The 18152-nt window shown below is 40.2% G+C and carries 20 protein-coding genes; 7 read left to right on the top strand and 13 right to left on the bottom strand.

Going from position 1 to position 18152, the window contains the following annotated elements:
* Positions 1 to 61: 61 nt before the first annotated feature.
* From glmM to rlmE, 4 genes are all read right to left on the bottom strand, one after another.
* Complete coding sequence (gene glmM, locus BTA34_RS00175) at positions 62 to 1399, bottom strand: phosphoglucosamine mutase (RefSeq protein WP_023583574.1); 1338 nt, start codon at positions 1397 to 1399, stop codon at positions 62 to 64.
* Complete coding sequence (gene folP, locus BTA34_RS00170) at positions 1396 to 2238, bottom strand: dihydropteroate synthase (RefSeq protein ID WP_151434023.1); 843 nt, start codon at positions 2236 to 2238, stop codon at positions 1396 to 1398. Before folP ends, glmM begins: the two co-directional genes overlap by 4 nt.
* Positions 2239 to 2320: 82 nt before the next feature.
* On the bottom strand, positions 2321 to 4267 hold the full coding sequence (ftsH, locus tag BTA34_RS00165; protein WP_151434022.1) for an ATP-dependent zinc metalloprotease FtsH: 1947 nt from the start codon (positions 4265 to 4267) through the stop codon (positions 2321 to 2323).
* Positions 4268 to 4314: 47 nt separating this feature from the next.
* On the bottom strand, positions 4315 to 4944 hold the full coding sequence (rlmE, locus tag BTA34_RS00160; RefSeq protein WP_036939360.1) for a 23S rRNA (uridine(2552)-2'-O)-methyltransferase RlmE: 630 nt from the start codon (positions 4942 to 4944) through the stop codon (positions 4315 to 4317).
* A gap of 145 nt (positions 4945 to 5089) precedes the next feature.
* Between rlmE and yhbY the strand changes: the two genes are divergently transcribed.
* Positions 5090 to 5383, top strand: coding sequence for a ribosome assembly RNA-binding protein YhbY (gene yhbY, locus BTA34_RS00155; protein WP_151436703.1), 294 nt, complete (start codon positions 5090 to 5092; stop codon positions 5381 to 5383).
* Positions 5384 to 5504: 121 nt separating this feature from the next.
* Here yhbY and greA read toward each other — a convergent pair whose 3' ends face one another.
* The gene (greA, locus tag BTA34_RS00150) at positions 5505 to 5981 is read right to left on the bottom strand and encodes a transcription elongation factor GreA (RefSeq protein WP_151434021.1); all 477 of its coding nucleotides are present in this window, start codon (positions 5979 to 5981) and stop codon (positions 5505 to 5507) included.
* A gap of 407 nt (positions 5982 to 6388) precedes the next feature.
* Here greA and dacB point away from each other — a divergent pair, with 407 nt between their 5' ends.
* Positions 6389 to 7831 carry a serine-type D-Ala-D-Ala carboxypeptidase gene (dacB, locus tag BTA34_RS00145; RefSeq protein WP_151434020.1) on the top strand — a complete coding sequence of 481 codons (1443 nt, stop codon included), beginning with the start codon at positions 6389 to 6391 and terminating at the stop codon, positions 7829 to 7831.
* A gap of 87 nt (positions 7832 to 7918) precedes the next feature.
* On the opposite strand, the gene cgtA is transcribed toward dacB, so the two are convergent.
* From cgtA to rplU, 3 genes are all read right to left on the bottom strand, one after another.
* Entirely contained in the window at positions 7919 to 9091 is a 1173-nt protein-coding gene (gene cgtA, locus BTA34_RS00140) for an Obg family GTPase CgtA (protein ID WP_151434019.1), read from the bottom strand.
* Between the two features lie 130 nt (positions 9092 to 9221).
* Positions 9222 to 9479: a 50S ribosomal protein L27 gene (gene rpmA / locus BTA34_RS00135; protein ID WP_006535706.1), complete on the bottom strand. Its 258-nt coding sequence runs from the start codon at positions 9477 to 9479 to the stop codon at positions 9222 to 9224.
* Positions 9480 to 9498: 19 nt separating this feature from the next.
* Entirely contained in the window at positions 9499 to 9807 is a 309-nt protein-coding gene (gene rplU, locus BTA34_RS00130) for a 50S ribosomal protein L21 (RefSeq protein WP_006535707.1), read from the bottom strand.
* A gap of 263 nt (positions 9808 to 10070) precedes the next feature.
* Here rplU and ispB point away from each other — a divergent pair, with 263 nt between their 5' ends.
* The gene (ispB, locus tag BTA34_RS00125) at positions 10071 to 11042 is read left to right on the top strand and encodes an octaprenyl diphosphate synthase (protein WP_151434018.1); all 972 of its coding nucleotides are present in this window, start codon (positions 10071 to 10073) and stop codon (positions 11040 to 11042) included.
* 46 nt (positions 11043 to 11088) lie between these two features.
* Here ispB and BTA34_RS00120 read toward each other — a convergent pair whose 3' ends face one another.
* The gene (locus BTA34_RS00120; RefSeq protein WP_151434017.1) at positions 11089 to 11505 is read right to left on the bottom strand and encodes a DNA-binding protein; all 417 of its coding nucleotides are present in this window, start codon (positions 11503 to 11505) and stop codon (positions 11089 to 11091) included.
* 78 nt (positions 11506 to 11583) lie between these two features.
* Entirely contained in the window at positions 11584 to 11934 is a 351-nt protein-coding gene (locus tag BTA34_RS00115) for a DNA-binding protein (RefSeq protein WP_151434016.1), read from the bottom strand.
* A gap of 186 nt (positions 11935 to 12120) precedes the next feature.
* On the opposite strand from BTA34_RS00115, the gene BTA34_RS00110 reads away from it, so the two are divergent.
* Positions 12121 to 12387 (top strand): helix-turn-helix domain-containing protein, encoded by a 267-nt coding sequence (locus BTA34_RS00110; protein WP_151434015.1) that lies wholly within the window; start codon positions 12121 to 12123, stop codon positions 12385 to 12387.
* A gap of 102 nt (positions 12388 to 12489) precedes the next feature.
* Here BTA34_RS00110 and mdh read toward each other — a convergent pair whose 3' ends face one another.
* Positions 12490 to 13428, bottom strand: a complete 939-nt coding sequence (gene mdh, locus BTA34_RS00105) for a malate dehydrogenase (RefSeq protein ID WP_151434014.1) — start codon at positions 13426 to 13428, stop codon at positions 12490 to 12492.
* A 447-nt stretch (positions 13429 to 13875) separates the two neighbouring features.
* Here mdh and argR point away from each other — a divergent pair, with 447 nt between their 5' ends.
* Entirely contained in the window at positions 13876 to 14346 is a 471-nt protein-coding gene (argR, locus tag BTA34_RS00100) for a transcriptional regulator ArgR (RefSeq protein ID WP_006535714.1), read from the top strand.
* Positions 14347 to 14404: 58 nt separating this feature from the next.
* On the opposite strand, the gene mpl is transcribed toward argR, so the two are convergent.
* Complete coding sequence (mpl, locus tag BTA34_RS00095) at positions 14405 to 15784, bottom strand: UDP-N-acetylmuramate:L-alanyl-gamma-D-glutamyl-meso-diaminopimelate ligase (protein ID WP_151434013.1); 1380 nt, start codon at positions 15782 to 15784, stop codon at positions 14405 to 14407.
* A gap of 164 nt (positions 15785 to 15948) precedes the next feature.
* Between mpl and fbp the strand changes: the two genes are divergently transcribed.
* A complete protein-coding gene (gene fbp, locus BTA34_RS00090) occupies positions 15949 to 16956 on the top strand; it encodes a class 1 fructose-bisphosphatase (RefSeq protein ID WP_023583589.1) in 1008 nt (335 codons plus the stop codon).
* Between the two features lie 199 nt (positions 16957 to 17155).
* On the top strand, positions 17156 to 17683 hold the full coding sequence (gene ppa, locus BTA34_RS00085) for an inorganic diphosphatase (protein ID WP_072069581.1): 528 nt from the start codon (positions 17156 to 17158) through the stop codon (positions 17681 to 17683).
* A gap of 120 nt (positions 17684 to 17803) precedes the next feature.
* Here ppa and BTA34_RS00080 read toward each other — a convergent pair whose 3' ends face one another.
* Positions 17804 to 18151 (bottom strand): gamma-glutamylcyclotransferase family protein, encoded by a 348-nt coding sequence (locus BTA34_RS00080; protein ID WP_109372692.1) that lies wholly within the window; start codon positions 18149 to 18151, stop codon positions 17804 to 17806.
* Between the last annotated feature and the right edge of the window lies 1 nt (position 18152).

The following is an 18152-nucleotide window of genomic DNA, read 5'->3' as shown; positions in this document are numbered from 1 at the left end:
GCTGAACTGACAAGCAAGGTTATTTTTCTACAAAGTGATTGATTGAAGAAAAAAGCATCAATTAACCAACGTGCTTCACAGCGTCTGCAATACGATTAGCCATCGCCGTGACTTGCTCTTCATTTTCACCTTCAACCATGACACGAATTAAAGGTTCTGTTCCTGATTTACGCAGCAATACACGACCTTTACCAGCCAGTTCTTCTTCAACCGCTTTAGCGACTTTCTGAACTTCTGGTGTTTGTAGTGGATCGTGGCTACCGGTAAAACGAACATTCACTAAAATTTGTGGTAATAGTTTCATGCCACTACATAGATCATGCAGACTCATATGGTTACGTACCATTGCACTTAAAACTTGTAAACCAGCAACAATACCATCACCTGTCGTCGTTTTATCTAATAAAATAATGTGACCTGAGTTTTCAGCACCTAAACGCCAGCCTTTCTCTTGTAATTTTTCAAGCACATAGCGGTCGCCCACTTTTGCTCTGACAAAAGGAATACCCAGTTGTTTCAGTGCAATCTCTAATCCCATATTGCTCATTAGAGTACCAACTGCACCACCGCGTAATTGACCTTGGCGTAACGCTTCTCTCGCAATAATGTAGAGAATTTGGTCACCATCAACTTTTAGACCTTGATGGTCAACCATGATGATACGGTCACCGTCACCATCAAAAGCTAAACCAACATCAGCGCCTTCTTCTAATACGCGTTTTTGCAACATACGAACATCTGTTGCGCCACACTCTTCATTGATATTGATACCCGTTGGCTCACAGCCAATAGTGATCACTTCAGCACCTAACTCACGAAATACGTTTGGCGCAATGTGGTAGGTTGCACCATGAGCACAATCGACAACCACTTTTAGACCATTAAGATTGTTTTCATTCGGGAAAGTCCCCTTACAGAATTCAATATAACGACCTGCCGCATCCACGATACGATTTGCACGACCAAGCTCCGCTGATTCAACACAGGTAATTGGTTTTTCCATTTCAGCTTCAATGGCTTCTTCTACTTCATCCGGTAATTTTGTGCCATCAATAGAGAAGAATTTGATCCCGTTATCGTAATAAGGGTTATGAGAAGCTGAAATAACAATCCCAGCTTCAGCGCGGAATGTACGCGTTAAATAAGCAACAGCCGGTGTTGGCATTGGCCCTGTAAATGAGGCTGATAAACCTGCCGCAGCTAAACCCGCTTCTAATGCAGATTCCAGCATATAGCCAGAGATACGTGTATCTTTACCAATAATGATTTTACGAGAGCCATGACGTGCTAATACTTTGCCCGCAGCCCAACCCAGTTTTAATACAAAATCAGGTGTAATTGGACTATCACCTACTTTTCCACGGATACCATCTGTTCCAAAGTATTTACGTTCGCTCATTCATTATTTTCCTTTGCAGAAAGAGTCGCTTGTACGACTTTCATCGCATCAACAGTCTCTTTAACATCGTGTACACGAATAATTTGTGCGCCTTGCATCGCTGCAATCACTGCGCATGCCACACTACCAGCAACACGCTCTTGTGGTGGTACATTCAATAGTTGTCCAACCATTGATTTGCGTGACATTCCGGCAAGTATGGGTAAACCAAAGTGATGAAGTTCACTTAAGTGTGCTAATAATTGGTAATTATGCGCTAAATTTTTACCAAAGCCGAATCCTGGATCAAGAATAATTTGATTTTTTTCGATTCCAGCATCAACACAACGTTGAATATTTTCTTGTAAAAAACGATCAACATCTATCATCACATTCTCATAATGTGGCGATTGTTGCATAGTTTTAGGGTCGCCTTGCATATGCATAATGCACACTGGCAAACCTGTTTTAGCGGCTGCTTCAAGCGCTCCTGGCTCTTGTAAAGAGCGAATATCATTGATAATTGAAGCACCTACATTTGCAGATTCGGTAATGACTGGAGCCTTGGATGTATCAACAGAAATCCACACATCAAAACGCTGACGAATAGCCTCAACAACAGGAACAACACGCTGCAACTCTTCATCAATAGAGACATCACTTGCGCCGGGTCTAGTAGACTCACCACCAATATCGATGATAGAAGCCCCTTCGGCGATCAATTTTGCGGCATGGTCTACTGCATCATTAAGTGAATTATGAGTGCCACCATCAGAAAAAGAGTCTGGAGTAACATTCAAAATCCCCATAACTTGAGGTGTTGATAAGTTAAGTTCGGTTCCTCTAGCCATTAATTTCATTTCATTGATACCTTCATAAAAAAACCCCAGAAGCCTGGGGTTTGTATTTATAGCTTACTCAATATGCGTAACCCAATAAGGATTAGTGAGTATTGTTATCAGAAGGTGTATCACTTTCTGACTCAGGCTTGTCTTTTGGCTCATTCGCTACATGCGTTTGTGCTGGCTGGGCAGTAGTCGTTGTACCACTATTGCCATTATTGCCTTCCCAACCCGCAGGTGGACGAACATCACGACGATTCATTAAATCATCAATTTGAGGCGCATCGATAGTTTCATAAGTCATCAGTGCATCTTTCATTGAGTGCAGAATATCAAGGTTGTCCATTAAGATCTGACGAGCACGAACATAGTTACGATCAACGATAGCTTTAATTTCTTCGTCAATTGTACGAGCCGTTTCATCAGACATATGTTGCGCTTTAGCAACAGAACGACCTAAGAACACTTCACCTTCTTCTTCTGCGTACAGCAATGGCCCTAATTTTTCAGAGAAGCCCCACTGTGTCACCATGTTACGTGCAATATTGGTTGCAACTTTGATGTCATTAGAAGCACCCGTAGAAACATGCTCTACACCATAGATAATTTCTTCAGCTAAACGACCACCGTAAAGCGTTGAAATTTGGCTCTCTAACTTCTGACGGCTCGCACTAATTTGGTCACCTTCAGGTAAGAAGAAAGTCACACCTAATGCACGTCCACGAGGGATAATCGTCACTTTATGCACAGGATCATGTTCAGGAACTAAACGACCAATAATTGCGTGACCAGCTTCATGATAAGCGGTTGATGCTTTTTGTTCTTCAGTCATCACCATTGAACGGCGCTCTGCGCCCATCATTATCTTATCTTTCGCTTTCTCAAACTCAACCATTGAGACAACACGTTTATTACCACGAGCAGCAAATAAAGCAGCTTCGTTAACTAAGTTAGCTAAGTCAGCACCAGAGAAACCTGGAGTACCACGCGCTAAAATTGCTGGATCAACATCGGGTGATAAAGGCACACGGCGCATATGGACTTTAAGGATTTGCTCACGTCCACGCACATCAGGTAAACCAACAACCACTTGACGGTCAAAACGACCAGGACGAAGTAATGCTGGGTCTAACACGTCTGGACGGTTAGTTGCCGCGATAACGATAATACCTTCATTACCTTCGAAGCCATCCATTTCAACTAGCATTTGGTTCAGTGTTTGTTCACGTTCATCATGACCACCACCTAAACCTGCACCACGTTGACGACCGACCGCATCGATTTCATCGATAAAGATGATACAAGGTGCTGCTTTTTTAGCTTGTTCAAACATATCACGAACACGAGAAGCACCCACACCCACAAACATTTCAACGAAATCAGAACCTGAAATGGTAAAGAATGGGACTTTAGCTTCACCCGCGATGGCTTTTGCTAATAATGTTTTACCTGTACCTGGAGGTCCTACCATCAGAATACCTTTAGGGATTTTACCCCCTAATTTCTGGAAACGACCTGGATCACGTAAATACTCAACTAATTCGCTTACTTCTTCTTTCGCTTCATCACAACCCGCGACATCAGCAAAGGTTGTTTTGATTTGGTCTTCTGTCAACATGCGTGCCTTGCTTTTACCGAAAGACATCGCACCTTTACCGCCACCACCTTGCATTTGGCGCATAAAGAAAATCCAAAGACCAATCAGTAATAGCATTGGGAACCAAGACACAAAAATTTGAGTCAGAAGACTTTGGCCTTCAAGTGGTTCGCCCGTTACTTTTACATTACGGTTCATTAAAGTGGTCAGCAGGTTATCATCACGCATAGGCATATACGTGCTGTACTTTGAGTTATCTGTTTTAGTTACATTAATATCATAACCACTTATGCTGACCTCGCGTAATTGGTTATTAGTTAACTCATTGATAAAGGTAGAGTAATCCACCTTACGACTATTCGAATCGCTGGGTCCGAAGCTCTGGAATAATGACATCAAAACGACTGCAATAACTAGCCAGAGGATCAGGTTTTTCGCCATGTCACTCAAGGGATTAACCTCATATTACAACTGTGTTAACAAATAGCTTTAGGGTACTAAAGTTTACGCCCTGTGGCTACAATATATACCTCACGAGAACGAGACCGCGAAGCGTCTGGTTTACGAACTTTCACTTTCGTAAACAGGGAGCGTATTTGCCCCAGGTATTCATCAAAGCCTTCTCCCTGAAACACTTTGACAATAAAACTTCCCCCGGGAGCCAGTACATCACGACACATATCAAGCGCTAACTCTACTAAATACATGGATCGAGGGATATCGACCGCGGGCGTACCGCTCATGTTTGGAGCCATGTCAGACATGACAACCTGGACTTTGTTTTCACCTACTCTATCAAGCAATGCCTTCAATACAAGTTCATCACGAAAATCGCCTTGAAGGAAATCGACTCCAACAATAGGATCCATAGGTAAAAGGTCGCATGCGATAATTCGACCTTTGCTTCCTAACTGCTGTACAACGTATTGAGACCACCCACCAGGAGCAGCTCCTAAATCGACAACGGTCATACCTGGTTTAAAGATATTGTCACTTTGCTGAATTTCTTCCAGTTTAAACCAAGCGCGAGAGCGAAACCCTTTTTTCTTTGCTTGCTGAACATATTTATCACTAAAATGTTCTTGTAACCAGCGGCTAGAGCTTGCCGAACGTTTCTTATTGGCCATTGCGTTTTCCAACTATCATACACTTAGCTATCAAAATTTTTACTATTTCACTCATTTAACCTCGTCTTAACGACATTTTATGGTGATAAGTGAGAGATGGCGTTAGAATAGCGAGTTTTCAATCCCAACAAAGCAAAAATTAATGATGACTCTTAACAAAAAACAAATTCAACACCTGAAAGGGCTCGCTCATCACCTTAATCCAGTCGTTATGATTGGTAACAACGGGTTGACTGAAGGCGTTCTTGCAGAAATTGAAGTCGCTCTGGCACACCATGAGCTTATCAAAGTCAAAATCGCAGGCGAAGATCGAGATGTTAAAAACTTGATCGTGGCAGCGATTGTACGCGAAAGCGGTGCACAGAATGTACAAGTTATCGGAAAAATTCTTGTTCTTTATCGTCCTTCAGAAGCACGTAAGATTATTTTACCGAAATAAAACTTGTATCTTTATATAAAAATGCCATAACTAACTCTATGGCAAAAAAGGCCTTTTAAGGCCTTTTTCATATTACCACAGGATAGCAGTCTAGTTTTCTATAGAAACGTAAAATTACAAATTAAATATATTCTACGTTTAAAACTTCATACTCGACTTGTCCACCCGGTGTAGTGATAACAACGACATCATCTAACTCTTTACCAATCAACCCACGCGCAATCGGTGAGTTAACAGAAATTAAGTTTTCTTTAATGTTCGCTTCATCATCACCCACAATGCGGTAAGTTTGCTCTTCTTCAGTTTCAACATTTAACAGTGTCACTGTTGAACCGAAAATAATACGACCATTGTTATTCATCTTTGTAATATCAATGACTTGAGCATTTGATAATTTTGCTTCAATTTCTTGTATGCGACCTTCACAGAAACCTTGTTGCTCTCTTGCAGCATGATATTCCGCGTTTTCTTTTAAGTCTCCATGTTCACGAGCTTCAGCGATAGCAGCAATAATCTCGGGACGACGAGTACCTTTTAAATATTCCAGCTCTTCGCGTAATTTTTCTGCACCTAGAACTGTCATAGGGATCTGATTCATGTGTTAATACCTCAATACTATTCCTAATAAAAAATAGGTATCATCCTGATTTTTTATACTAACAACACAGAGAAAAGGATCTATTTACTCTTCTCAAGACAAAAAAAGACACAGGCAACCTTAAATTGGGCCTGTCTCTACATATATTCGGTAAATAAGGGGATGCTATTATTCCCAACTCATGCTATTGGGATATAAACTAAACCTCCCATACTTAAAACTAAATCTAACACAACAGACGCATTGCTTCACGCCTTATCTCTCTTTATAAAGAGATAAACAGACTTTTTCTGATAATGAGCGAATCCTGCTTGTTACCGTTTACTTTTGCCCTCATTGCCCTTTAGTATTAGCCTCTGGCAATCAATACTGTAACGTTACACGCTATAGTCACAGATAGAGAAATTATGCGCTTACTATCAACATTTCGACGGATACTTTACACATTAAGTATTATTAGCTTTTCAACCCAAGCAATACCTGTTGAAAACTACACATCCCTTCTTCCTGAAGGAACACAAGTAGGTTTAATAACTCAACCCGTTGGCGCGGCTTCTCCTAATCTTAACTATCATGCCGAGCAATTAGCACTTCCAGCAAGTACTCAGAAAGTAGTGACTGCACTTGCAGCATTACTTCAATTAGGTGGAAATTATCAATTCACCACAACAATGGAAACCGAAGGTAAGATAAAAGACAATCAGCTTAATGGTGATTTAATCTTTCGTTTTACAGGCGATCCTACATTAACTCGCCAGCAGTTAAGAGCAATGGTTGCCATATTAAAGCAAGCTGGTGTTACAAAAGTGCATGGTGATTTGCTTATTGATACTTCTGCTTTTTCAAGTCATGACAAAGCCCCGGGTTGGGTTTGGAATGATATGACCCAATGCTTTAGCGCACCACCAAGTGCTGCGATTGTTGATAAGAACTGTTTTTCTGTCTTGCTGCAAAGTGGCAAAAACGAAGGTGATATTGCCACAATACGTAAAGCTTCTTTCTATCCTGTAACTGTTTTAAGTGAAGTTGAAACTTATGAGAAAGGATCAACTCGCACCCGTTTTTGTGAATTAGATGTCACTGTGCGTGACTTAAATACCTATGTAATCACAGGTTGTATTCCTAAACGTGACGATGCAGTACCTTTAATGTTTTCTATTCAAGACGGCGCGCATTGGGCCGGTACAATTTTAAAAGAAGAGTTACAACGCGCTAATATTGAACTTGATGGATATATCAAGCGTCGCTCTCAACTAAAAGCACCCGTTACTGTACTGGCACAAACACAATCAAAACCGTTACATAGCTTACTTACAACTATGCTAAAAGAGTCTGACAATATGATTGCAGACACCGTATTTAGAACTATTGGTCGTGAGTATTATGGCGTTGCAGGTACTTGGCGCTCTGGTGCAGAAGCAACCCGCGCTATTTTAAAACAAAAAGCCGGAATCGATTTAGGAAATACCGTTATGGTTGATGGCTCTGGTCTTTCTCGCCATAATCTCATTTCGCCTGCAACCATGATGCAAGTCCTTCAATATATTGGACAACATGAAAGTGAATTAAACTTTATCACTATGCTTCCCCTTGCAGGGCATGACGGTACATTGCAATATCGAGGCGGTTTTCATGAAGCGGGTGTTGATGGCAAAGTGTCTGCCAAAACAGGTTCATTAAAAGGGGTTTACAATCTTGCAGGCTTTATGATCACGGCAAATGGACAGAAAGTTGCGTTTGTACAATACGTTTCAGCGTATTCACCGCCGACACAGAATCGTAATGCTGGACGCGCTTATTTAGTGCGTTTTGAAACTAATCTGTATAAAGATATGTACAATAACCGCTAGATTTACACGAGATAAATATAAGCAATGGATATGAAAAACGCCTGATTAATCAGGCGTTTTTTATTTTAATCACAATCAGAATGATGATTAACGTTGGTAGATAAATTCAATACCATCATCGTCTTCTTCATCCCAATCATCGTCATCATCTTCTTCGAAATCAGGGTTTTCAAGCTGTTCTTTGTGGTAATCATCCCACATAAAGTCAACTTTTCCTGGCTCTACTTTTGTTGCAACAATGTCTTGCTCACGCGGAGTAACATTCAGGAATTCCATGATATTCCAGCAAAGTTTTTTCACACCTTCTTGGTTGATTGCCGCTATCATGTAATAGTTTTCATCCCAACCCAGCGCTTCAACAATTGCTTTTGCCTTCTCTTTTGCTTCTTCAGCATCAAGAAGATCAATTTTATTGAACACTAACCAACGTGGTTTTTGTGCTAATTTTTCGCTGTATTTCTCTAATTCAGAGATAATAATTTTTGCATTTTCCACAGGATCCGATCCATCAATAGGATCAATGTCGATCAAGTGTAGTAATACACGGCAGCGTTCTAAATGTTTTAAAAATTGGATCCCAAGACCTGCACCATCAGCAGCGCCTTCGATTAATCCGGGAATATCTGCAACCACAAAGCTTTGGTGATTATCCATACGCACCACACCTAAGCTTGGTACTAATGTTGTAAATGGATAATCAGCAACTTTAGGTTTTGCTGCTGATACTGCACGAATAAATGTAGATTTACCCGCATTTGGCATACCAAGCATACCCACATCAGCTAATAACATTAGCTCTAATAGGACTTCACGAGATTCACCCGGTGTTCCCATTGTACGTTGACGTGGAGCACGGTTAACCGACGATTTAAAGCGAGTATTACCTAAACCGTGGAAGCCGCCTTTAGCAACCATTTGCTTTTGACCGTGAGCAGTCAAGTCAGCAATAACTTCATTTGTTGCTAAATCACGGACACGCGTTCCGACAGGAACACTGATAGTAATATCTTGACCACGCTTACCAGTACAATCACGACTGTGGCCATTTTCACCACGTTCTGCACGATAAGATTTTGTAAAACGGTAATCGATTAAGGTGTTAAGGTTTTCGTCTGCAATCATGTAGACATCACCACCATCACCACCATCACCACCGTCTGGTCCCCCGTTAGGGATATATTTTTCGCGACGAAAGCTTACACAGCCGTTACCACCATCGCCCGCGACGATTAGGATCTTGGCCTCATCAACAAATTTCATGATTTTACTCCGTATAGTAGCCATTAACGTGCTGGATGGCCGAAATTACCCAGAGATGGCCTTTTTTAAATATAAAAAGCCCCGCAACAGATTTGCAGGGCTTTTGACTCGGTGCTTAAAGGACCAGTAATTATTCAGCTTCGATGCTGATAAATTTACGGTTGTTTGGACCTTTAACTTCGAACTTAATTTTTCCGTCAGCTAATGCAAACAGGGTGTGGTCACGACCACAACCAACGTTAGTACCTGCATGGAACTTAGTACCACGTTGACGAACGATGATGCTACCTGCTAATACAGCTTCACCACCGAAACGTTTAACACCCAGACGTTTTGCTTCGGAATCACGACCGTTACGAGTCGAGCCGCCAGCCTTTTTATGTGCCATTGAACTACTCTCCTAAACCTTAAGCGATACCAGTGATTTTAACATCAGTAAACCACTGACGGTGGCCCTGTTGTTTACGGCTGTGTTTACGACGACGGAACTTAACAATCTTAACTTTATCGCCGCGACCGTGAGCAACCACTTCCGCTTTAACTTTAACGCCCGCAAGGATTGGAGCGCCAATTTGAATGTCATCGCCATTAGCGACCATCATTACAGTATCAAACTCGATTGTTTCGCCAGTAGCTACTTCCAGCTTCTCTAAACGAATAGTTTGACCTTCGCTGACTCGGTGTTGTTTACCACCACTTTGGAAAACCGCGTACATATAAACTCCGCTTTCCGCACACTCCCAATATGTATAATTTGAGTGCACAATTAAAATATTCACATAGGGCGCGAATTCTACGCAAATTTAGTGCCGATGACAAGTACAGATCGCAAACTAGCGTTAAAAAAAAGAGTTTTTTACACGATATTTATTTCAGCCATTTTTAAAGTACAATCTAAATTATAAGAGAGTAAAATCTATGGCATGATCATTTTTTATTAATAATAACGCGCTCATTGGCGAGCCAAAGTCGAAAAAACATGAATTTAGAATCTATTATAAAACTAACATCCGCTGATATGGCTGCGGTAAATGAGGCAATCCTTTACCAGCTTAATTCAGATGTTTCTTTGATAAACCAACTTGGTTACTACATCATTAGTGGTGGTGGTAAAAGGATCCGACCAATGATCGCAGTGCTCACCGGACGAGCATTGGACTATCAAGGTGACAAACATATCTCGGTCGCAGCGCTTATCGAATTTATTCATACTGCAACGTTGTTACATGATGATGTTGTTGATGAATCTGATATGCGTAGAGGAAAACAAACGGCAAATGCCGTCTTTGGAAATGCAGCAAGTGTGCTTGTTGGCGACTTTATTTATACACGATCCTTTCAGATGATGACGGATCTTGATTCGATGCGTGTATTAAAATTAATGTCTAACGCCACCAACGTGATCGCTGAAGGTGAAGTTTTACAGTTAATGAATTGTAATGATCCTGACATTTCTGAAGATGACTATATGCAAGTTATCTATAGCAAAACAGCTCGTCTCTTTGAAGCGGCTTCTCATGCATCAGCGATCCTTTCAGGTGCGACGCCTGAGCAAGAAAAAGCATTCCAAGATTATGGTCGTTATCTTGGGACTGCTTTCCAGCTCATTGACGATTTGCTTGATTATGATGCAGACAACAACCAGTTGGGTAAAAACACGGGTGATGATCTCGATGAAGGTAAACCAACGTTGCCATTACTTCATGCTATGCATAACGGCAATGAAGAAGAATCCCAATTAATTCGCCAAGCCATTGAACAAGGTAATGGTCGCCATTTATTGGATACTGTTTTAACTACGATGAAACAGTGTGGTTCTTTGGAATATACCCGTCAAAAAGCAGAAGAAGAAGCAGACAAAGCAATTGAAGCTTTATCAATTATACCTGACTCACCGTATAAAGATGCGCTTATTGGGCTTGCTCACGTCGCTGTACAACGCCAATCATAACCTTTATGTTAAGACATTAGTTATGTAAAGAAGCCCGCCAGAGCGACTATGTCGATTCTGGTGGGCTTTTCAACTTATTAAGTACTTCTTCGTTTTCTCGCTCAATCGCGTCCTGATTATCAGCATCAATATAACTAATAAGCTTTGCTAACCCTTCACGGAGCACAAATTTCACAATTTTCTCTCGTTCTGACTTGGTTAATTGATAATAAGCTTCAACCCAAATCAAAAAAGCATCCTGACGCTTTGATAAATACTCAGCCGGAGGCTCATGTGCAGCTAGCACGCCAATCACCTCATCAGGAAGACTTTTCACTGAATACTCGACAGCTTTCCCCTGAACACCTCGTTTACGGCGATTTTCCCATCCTTCACGACGCGCCATCAAGTTAACTCCCTGCGGTGAGTTAGGTAACCCCGCAAGCCCCACTAATTCTTTCGCTGTATACCATTCTTTTTTCATGATCTCATCTCACATTCAACTAAGAGGTTAGTCAGATATCTGTTGCGGATAACGCAATAATAAATTCTTTAAAATCGCTTAATAATTGACGATTTTTTCTAAAAAACTTCTAATACCATCCCGCAATATCAGCTCTGTTAATGTTTTTTGTTCACCATCATTTAGTTGTTGGAATGCTTTCACCCAGATAACGAGTGGCTCCTCTTTTTTATTTAGTTTGTAATGTGCTAATGGTTCATAAAGTTCCAGAGCAATTAAAGTTTCTTCTGGCAAACAAGAATAATGATATTCAACACCATTACCTTGTTTATTCTTTATCTTTTGTTTTTGCCAAAATTCTCGTTTAGCTTTCGCATTTACACCTTGTGGTGATTTAGGTAATCCACCTATACCCGTCAATTCCTTTGCCGTATACCACTCTTTTTTCATTATGTTTCTCTAAAATTGTTATCAACTTCAAAAAAGAAATTATTAAGAAAAAAATCAGAAATCTTTTTAGAAAAATAATGTTATTTTATTTTCTAAATAATCAGTTTAAATGCTTTAGGACATTTCTAATAAACTGTTATTTATACCACTAACACAGCAATCAATTTTATAGAAAAAGGATTAAAAATGATTTCAAGGAAATCTGATTGGCATCCTGCCGATATTATTGCCGCACTTAGAAAACGAGGAACAACACTTGCTGCCATCTCTCGCCAAGCAGGGTTAAGCTCTTCAACACTCGCTAATGCGCTGTCACGCCCTTGGCCTAAAGGAGAAAAAATCATTGCTGATTATCTTGGTGTCTTCCCTTCTGAAATTTGGCCTAGCCGTTATTTTCATCCTGAAACAGGAGAATTACTTGAGCGAAAGATTCGTGACAAAACTAATAATTAACTAATAATTACATACATTATAATTAATAAAAAAAACCGCTGATACTATATCAGCGGTTTTTATTTAATTTTGCATTATTTTTATAGCAAAAAAAGTATTTCTTTATTTATTAATAAATTCTTCACCAAGAATTATATCTTTTTTCAATACATCTAACATGCCATTAAGAGATTGTTTTTCGAAATCACTTAATTTACCAATAGATAAATATTCTTCTACACCATTTTTACCTAAACGAATAGGTTGTGCAAAGAAACGGGCATATTCTCCATCGCCTTCGGTATAGGTACATTCAATAACATCTTTTTCGCCATTTAAAGCACGAATTAATGAAAGACCAAAACGAGCGGCCGCTTGACCCATTGATAATGTAGCTGATCCGCCACCGGCTTTTGCTTCTACTACCTCAGTACCTGCATTTTGAATGCGTTTAGTCAGCGCGGCAACTTCATCATCTGTAAATGAAACACCATCAACTTGGGATAATAGAGGAAGAATAGTCACACCAGAGTGTCCACCAATCACAGGAACATTGGTTTTTTGTGGATCTTTACCTTTTAGTTCAGCGACAAAGGTATTGGCGCGAATAATATCGAGAGTGGTAATTCCGAAGAGACGTTTTTTATCGTAAACGCCTGCTTTTTTGAGTACTTCAGCGGCAATAGCAACCGTTGTATTCACTGGATTAGTAATGATACCGATAAGTGCTTTAGGGCAGTTTTGTGCAACCTTTTCAATTAAGTTACGCACAATACCTGCGTTAACATTGAAAAGATCTGAACGATCCATGCCTGGCTTACGAGCTACACCCGCAGAAATCAGAACAACATCAGCGCCTTTTAGTGCAGGAGAAGGATCTTCACCCGCAAAACCTTTTACAGTAACTTGAGTCGGGATATGGCTTAAGTCAGCTGCGACACCCGGCGTGACGGGAGCGATATCATATAAAGAGAGTTCACTACCAGCAGGAAGCTGGTTTTTAAGAAGAAGTGCCAGTGCCTGACCAATACCACCTGCTGCACCGAGAACTGCTACTTTCATTCTGATACTCCTTAGTTTACAAGATAGTGGAACGCCTTAAAGATATTCACTATTACGCAATTCACCTTGTAAAAAACAATTATTTAACAGCAATATTGCATAATAAGGCATTTACAGTGAAAAATAATACTCTGGTTATTCTAAACAAATTGCTTATCTGTTAATGAGATAGTGGACACTCTTTTGATAAATAATTTCAATAAATATGGCAAAGTGTTAAGTACACCATTATCCTTGTGATAACCATTTAAGCTTATCATTTAGTTAACAAATATTTTACTTTCTTTAAATTATCACATTCACATGCTGTAAATGAAATTTTTTTGCAGTACATTCTACTTTACAATTTTGAAGAGGCTATCATTCGTCTTTCTTCGTCTTATGTTGCATAAAAATTCACTTCTCTGCATAATACACAGGTTATTGATAACTCACTAAAGGTGAACTATGCGCGTTCCTTCTAAGCAAGAAGACTTGGTTAAAGCGTTTAAAGCCCTGCTGAAAGAAGAAAAATTCAGTTCACAAGGCGAGATTGTGACTGCATTACAAGAGGCTGGATTTGATAATATTAATCAGTCCAAAATCTCTCGTATGCTAACAAAATTTGGTGCAGTAAGAACCCGTAACGCCAAAATGGAAATGGTGTATTGTCTTCCTACTGAGCTTGGCGTACCAACAGCCAGCAGCCCATTAAAAAATCTGGTACTTGATATCGATCATAACCATTCTGTTGTGGTGATAAGAACAAGTCCGGGTGCGGCACAACTTATTGCACGTTTATTAGATTCATTAGGCAAAGCAGAAGGGATCCTTGGCAGTATTGCAGGTGATGACACCATTTTTTCAACACCCGCACCAGGATTTTCCACAGAAGAATTACGAGACGCTATTCTGAATCTTTTTGATCAAGAATTATAATTAGCCTTTCTACAGCTTCAAAAAATAAGCCACTGAATGTTCAGTGGCTTATTTATTTTTAATACTGGCTATCAGGAGCTTTAGGTTGTGCTAATTTTGCGAGCAGTTTTTCGTGAATACCACCAAAACCGCCATTACTCATAATCAAAATATGATCGCCCGCTTGAGCTTCTTTCGCAATCATATCAACAAGTGTATCCAGATCTGTACTCCAGCGAGCCGGTTGTACACAATGTTCTGCAATATCACTCACTAACCATTGAATATTAGGTGGCTGGAATAAGAAGACTTCATCAGCACGACCTAATGCAGGCGCGATATCATCCTTACTAATTCCCATTTTCATGGTATTTGAACGAGGCTCTAACACCGCAATAATACGAGCAGTTCCACCGACTTTACTGCGTAACGCTTCAAGCGTTGCCAAAATCGCTGTGGGATGATGCGCAAAGTCATCATAAACACTTATTTGGTTAACCTCACCACGTAGCTCTAAGCGACGACGCGCATTAATAAACTTATCTAATGCCTCACAAGCATCAGCAGGTAAAACGCCAACGTGGTGCGCTGCAACAATCGCCATTAAGCCATTTTGCATGTTGTGTTCACCAGAAAGCCCCCAACACACCTCTGCGACTCGCTCACCTTTGTGGAATACCTCAAAATGACTACTGTCATTACTGAGTTTTTTGGCTTGCCAATCTCCTGTTTCACCCGTGAATTCTTGTTCACTCCAACATCCCATGCCAATGGTCTGTTTTAAATTCATATCGTTATCAGGCATGATGATTTTCCCTGTGCCTGGAACAATACGAACTAAATGATGGAATTGTTTTTGAATCGCCGCTAAATCATCAAAAATATCAGCGTGATCGAATTCAAGATTATTTAAAATCAGTGTACGTGGCGAATAATGAACAAACTTAGAGCGCTTATCAAAGAAAGCACTATCATATTCATCAGCTTCAATCACAAAGAAAGGGCTTTCGCCTAACTGTGCAGATACTTGGAAATTACCCGGAACACCACCAATTAAAAAACCGGGTTTATAACCACAGTCTTCTAAAACCCAAGCCAGCATACCTGCTGTTGTGGTTTTACCATGGGTTCCAGCAACGGCTAATACCCAACGTTCAGGTAAAATATAATCGTGTAACCACTGAGGACCTGAGGTATAAGGTAAACCTTTTTCAAGTACCGCTTCAACACAAGGATTTCCTCGTGTCATCGCATTACCAATAATCACCATGTCAGGGGCAGGTTCTAATTGTTTTGGGTCATATCCCTCAATCAGTTCGATTCCCTGATTTTCTAATAAAGTACTCATGGGTGGATAGACATTAGCGTCTGAGCCTGTGACTTTATGTCCCTTTGCTCTAGCTAAAATGGCAAGGCTTCCCATAAAGGTGCCACAAATACCAAGAATATGAATGTGCATGAATTTCTGTCCAATAGCATGAAGTTGGTCACTATTCTAACGATCAAAAAGCAGATAAGGAACGGATTAACCTTTGAATCATCCGATTCTTTGGCTAAACTTGCCACCACCAAGGAGATTTTCCTCCTTTTTTACTTTACCCACTCACATTCAGGACCTGCGTCATGAAAACATTAGGCGAATTTATCGTCGAGAAACAACAAGATTTTCCCCATGCAACTGGTGAACTTACTGCATTACTTTCAGCAATTAAGCTTGGGGCTAAAATTATCCACCGTGATATTAACAAAGCAGGGTTAGTCGATATTCTTGGTACTAACGGTGTTTCTAATGTTCAAGGTGAAGCCCAGATGAAACTGGATCTTTACGCGAATGAGAAACTAAAAGCTGCATTAAAAGCGCGTGGTGAAGTTGCGGGTATCGGATCAGAAGAAGAAGATGATATTGTTATCTTTGAAGGTGATCGTGCTGAAAATGCTAAGTATGTTGTACTAATGGACCCTTTAGATGGTTCGTCGAATATTGATGTAAACGTTTCCGTCGGCACAATTTTCTCTATTTACCACCGTATTACGCCTATTGGTCAATCTGTTACTTTAGATGACTTCTTACAACCAGGTCATCGTCAAGTCGCAGCAGGCTATGTCGTTTATGGCTCCTCAACCATGTTAGTTTATACAACAGGTTGTGGTGTTCATGCCTTTACTTACGATCCATCTTTAGGTGTATTCTGTTTATCTCATGAAAGCGTACATTTCCCACCAACAGGAAATATGTACTCAATCAACGAAGGTAACTACATCAAATTCCCATTAGGCGTAAAAAAATACATTAAGTATTGCCAAGAACAAGACGCGGCAACAAATCGTCCTTATACCACACGTTATATTGGTTCTTTAGTTGCTGATTTTCACCGCAACTTACTGAAGGGCGGTATTTATATTTACCCAAGTACTGCAAGCCACCCTACTGGTAAATTACGTTTACTCTATGAATGTAATCCAATGGCGTTCTTAGCCGAACAAGCTGGCGGTAAAGCAAGTAACGGTAAAGAGCGTATTCTTGATATCGAACCAAAAGAACTTCACCAACGTATGCCTTTCTTTGTAGGGACTAAATCGATGGTTGAACAAGCTGAAAGCTTTATGGCGCAATATCCAGACGAAGAATAATCCATTTGTTTAGCACGAACATAGATAAACCGGGCTTCTTATTCGTCCGGTTTTTTCATCTTTGAAAATAGCGCTTTCTTTTATTTGCTGCTTATTTTTGCGTCAGAACGCAACATGTTCGGCAAAAAACGGGTATTGTTAAAAACTTTTCGCTATACTAGAGGCCACGTAAAATTAATTTTTTTATAGGAAATTTTTTATGAGCCTGAATCATGTTCCTGCTGGTAAAGAACTACCAGAAGATATCTATGTTGTTATTGAAATCCCAGCAAACGCTGATCCTATCAAATACGAAGTTGATAAAGAAAGTGGCGCACTGTTCGTTGACCGTTTTATGTCAACTGCAATGTTCTACCCATGCAACTACGGTTACATCAACAACACGTTATCTTTAGATGGTGACCCAGTAGACGTTCTGGTTCCAACTCCATATCCATTACAACCAGGTTCAGTTATTCGCTGCCGTCCTGTTGGCGTACTGAAAATGACTGACGAATCAGGTGAAGATGCGAAACTGGTTGCAGTTCCACACACTAAACTGAGCAAAGAATACGATCACATTAAAGATGTGACTGATCTGCCTGAACTGCTAAAAGCACAGATCAAACATTTCTTTGAACACTACAAAGATTTAGAAGCGGGCAAATGGGTTAAAGTTGACGGTTGGGAAGGCGTAGAAGCAGCTAAAGCTGAAATTCTGTCTTCTTTCGAGCGCGCTAAAAAATAATTCTGACATTATCAGAATGACTAATTAACTTATGATCCAATAGGTTAATCAATAAAAACGGCTCGATATCACTATCGAGCCGTTTTCAGACATCTTTCAGTAAAAGGTAGATCTGACCAATTACTCTTCTTCGTGACGTTTTAGCCAGTCACCGCTTTTTATTTCACGTAAACCATCAACAGGCTTTTGATAAAGGTAGATCCAAGCGCTGCCATAAGGCGTTGAAATCAGTTGTCGCTTGTAATCTTGATCGTTCTTTTTCAATTCATCAAGCTCTGTCAAAATAGAGGGCGTTATCCGATAAACTTCGCACTCTATTTCGCCATCACCTTCAACCACAGCAGGATAAAACCCTAAATCATAAAGTTTATATCCCACTAATTTATGCTCGCCTAATAGCTGCGCATAGGTCATCCAGTGATGATTACCTTGGTTTTGCCGTAAACTACCATAAACAATAATTCGCATA

The organism is Proteus sp. CD3 (genome assembly GCF_008808075.1).
Taxonomy (GTDB): Bacteria; Pseudomonadota; Gammaproteobacteria; order Enterobacterales; family Enterobacteriaceae; genus Proteus; species Proteus appendicitidis.
This window is presented reverse-complemented; position numbering and strand designations above follow the sequence as displayed.

Bases quoted from the DNA above. Each gene is read 5' to 3' on its own strand.
- glmM (WP_023583574.1), bottom strand. From the start codon at position 1,399: ATGAGCGAACGTAAATACTTTGGAACAGATGGTATCCGTGGAAAAGTA.
- folP (WP_151434023.1), bottom strand. From the start codon at position 2,238: ATGAAATTAATGGCTAGAGGAACCGAACTTAACTTATCAACACCTCAA.
- rlmE (WP_036939360.1), bottom strand. From the start codon at position 4,944: ATGGCCAATAAGAAACGTTCGGCAAGCTCTAGCCGCTGGTTACAAGAA.
- yhbY (WP_151436703.1), top strand. From the start codon at position 5,090: ATGACTCTTAACAAAAAACAAATTCAACACCTGAAAGGGCTCGCTCAT.
- greA (WP_151434021.1), bottom strand. From the start codon at position 5,981: ATGAATCAGATCCCTATGACAGTTCTAGGTGCAGAAAAATTACGCGAA.
- dacB (WP_151434020.1), top strand. From the start codon at position 6,389: ATGCGCTTACTATCAACATTTCGACGGATACTTTACACATTAAGTATT.
- cgtA (WP_151434019.1), bottom strand. From the start codon at position 9,091: ATGAAATTTGTTGATGAGGCCAAGATCCTAATCGTCGCGGGCGATGGT.
- rpmA (WP_006535706.1), bottom strand. From the start codon at position 9,479: ATGGCACATAAAAAGGCTGGCGGCTCGACTCGTAACGGTCGTGATTCC.
- rplU (WP_006535707.1), bottom strand. From the start codon at position 9,807: ATGTACGCGGTTTTCCAAAGTGGTGGTAAACAACACCGAGTCAGCGAA.
- ispB (WP_151434018.1), top strand. From the start codon at position 10,071: ATGAATTTAGAATCTATTATAAAACTAACATCCGCTGATATGGCTGCG.
- BTA34_RS00120 (WP_151434017.1), bottom strand. From the start codon at position 11,505: ATGAAAAAAGAATGGTATACAGCGAAAGAATTAGTGGGGCTTGCGGGG.
- BTA34_RS00115 (WP_151434016.1), bottom strand. From the start codon at position 11,934: ATGAAAAAAGAGTGGTATACGGCAAAGGAATTGACGGGTATAGGTGGA.
- BTA34_RS00110 (WP_151434015.1), top strand. From the start codon at position 12,121: ATGATTTCAAGGAAATCTGATTGGCATCCTGCCGATATTATTGCCGCA.
- mdh (WP_151434014.1), bottom strand. From the start codon at position 13,428: ATGAAAGTAGCAGTTCTCGGTGCAGCAGGTGGTATTGGTCAGGCACTG.
- argR (WP_006535714.1), top strand. From the start codon at position 13,876: ATGCGCGTTCCTTCTAAGCAAGAAGACTTGGTTAAAGCGTTTAAAGCC.
- mpl (WP_151434013.1), bottom strand. From the start codon at position 15,784: ATGCACATTCATATTCTTGGTATTTGTGGCACCTTTATGGGAAGCCTT.
- fbp (WP_023583589.1), top strand. From the start codon at position 15,949: ATGAAAACATTAGGCGAATTTATCGTCGAGAAACAACAAGATTTTCCC.
- ppa (WP_072069581.1), top strand. From the start codon at position 17,156: ATGAGCCTGAATCATGTTCCTGCTGGTAAAGAACTACCAGAAGATATC.
- BTA34_RS00080 (WP_109372692.1), bottom strand. From the start codon at position 18,151: ATGCGAATTATTGTTTATGGTAGTTTACGGCAAAACCAAGGTAATCAT.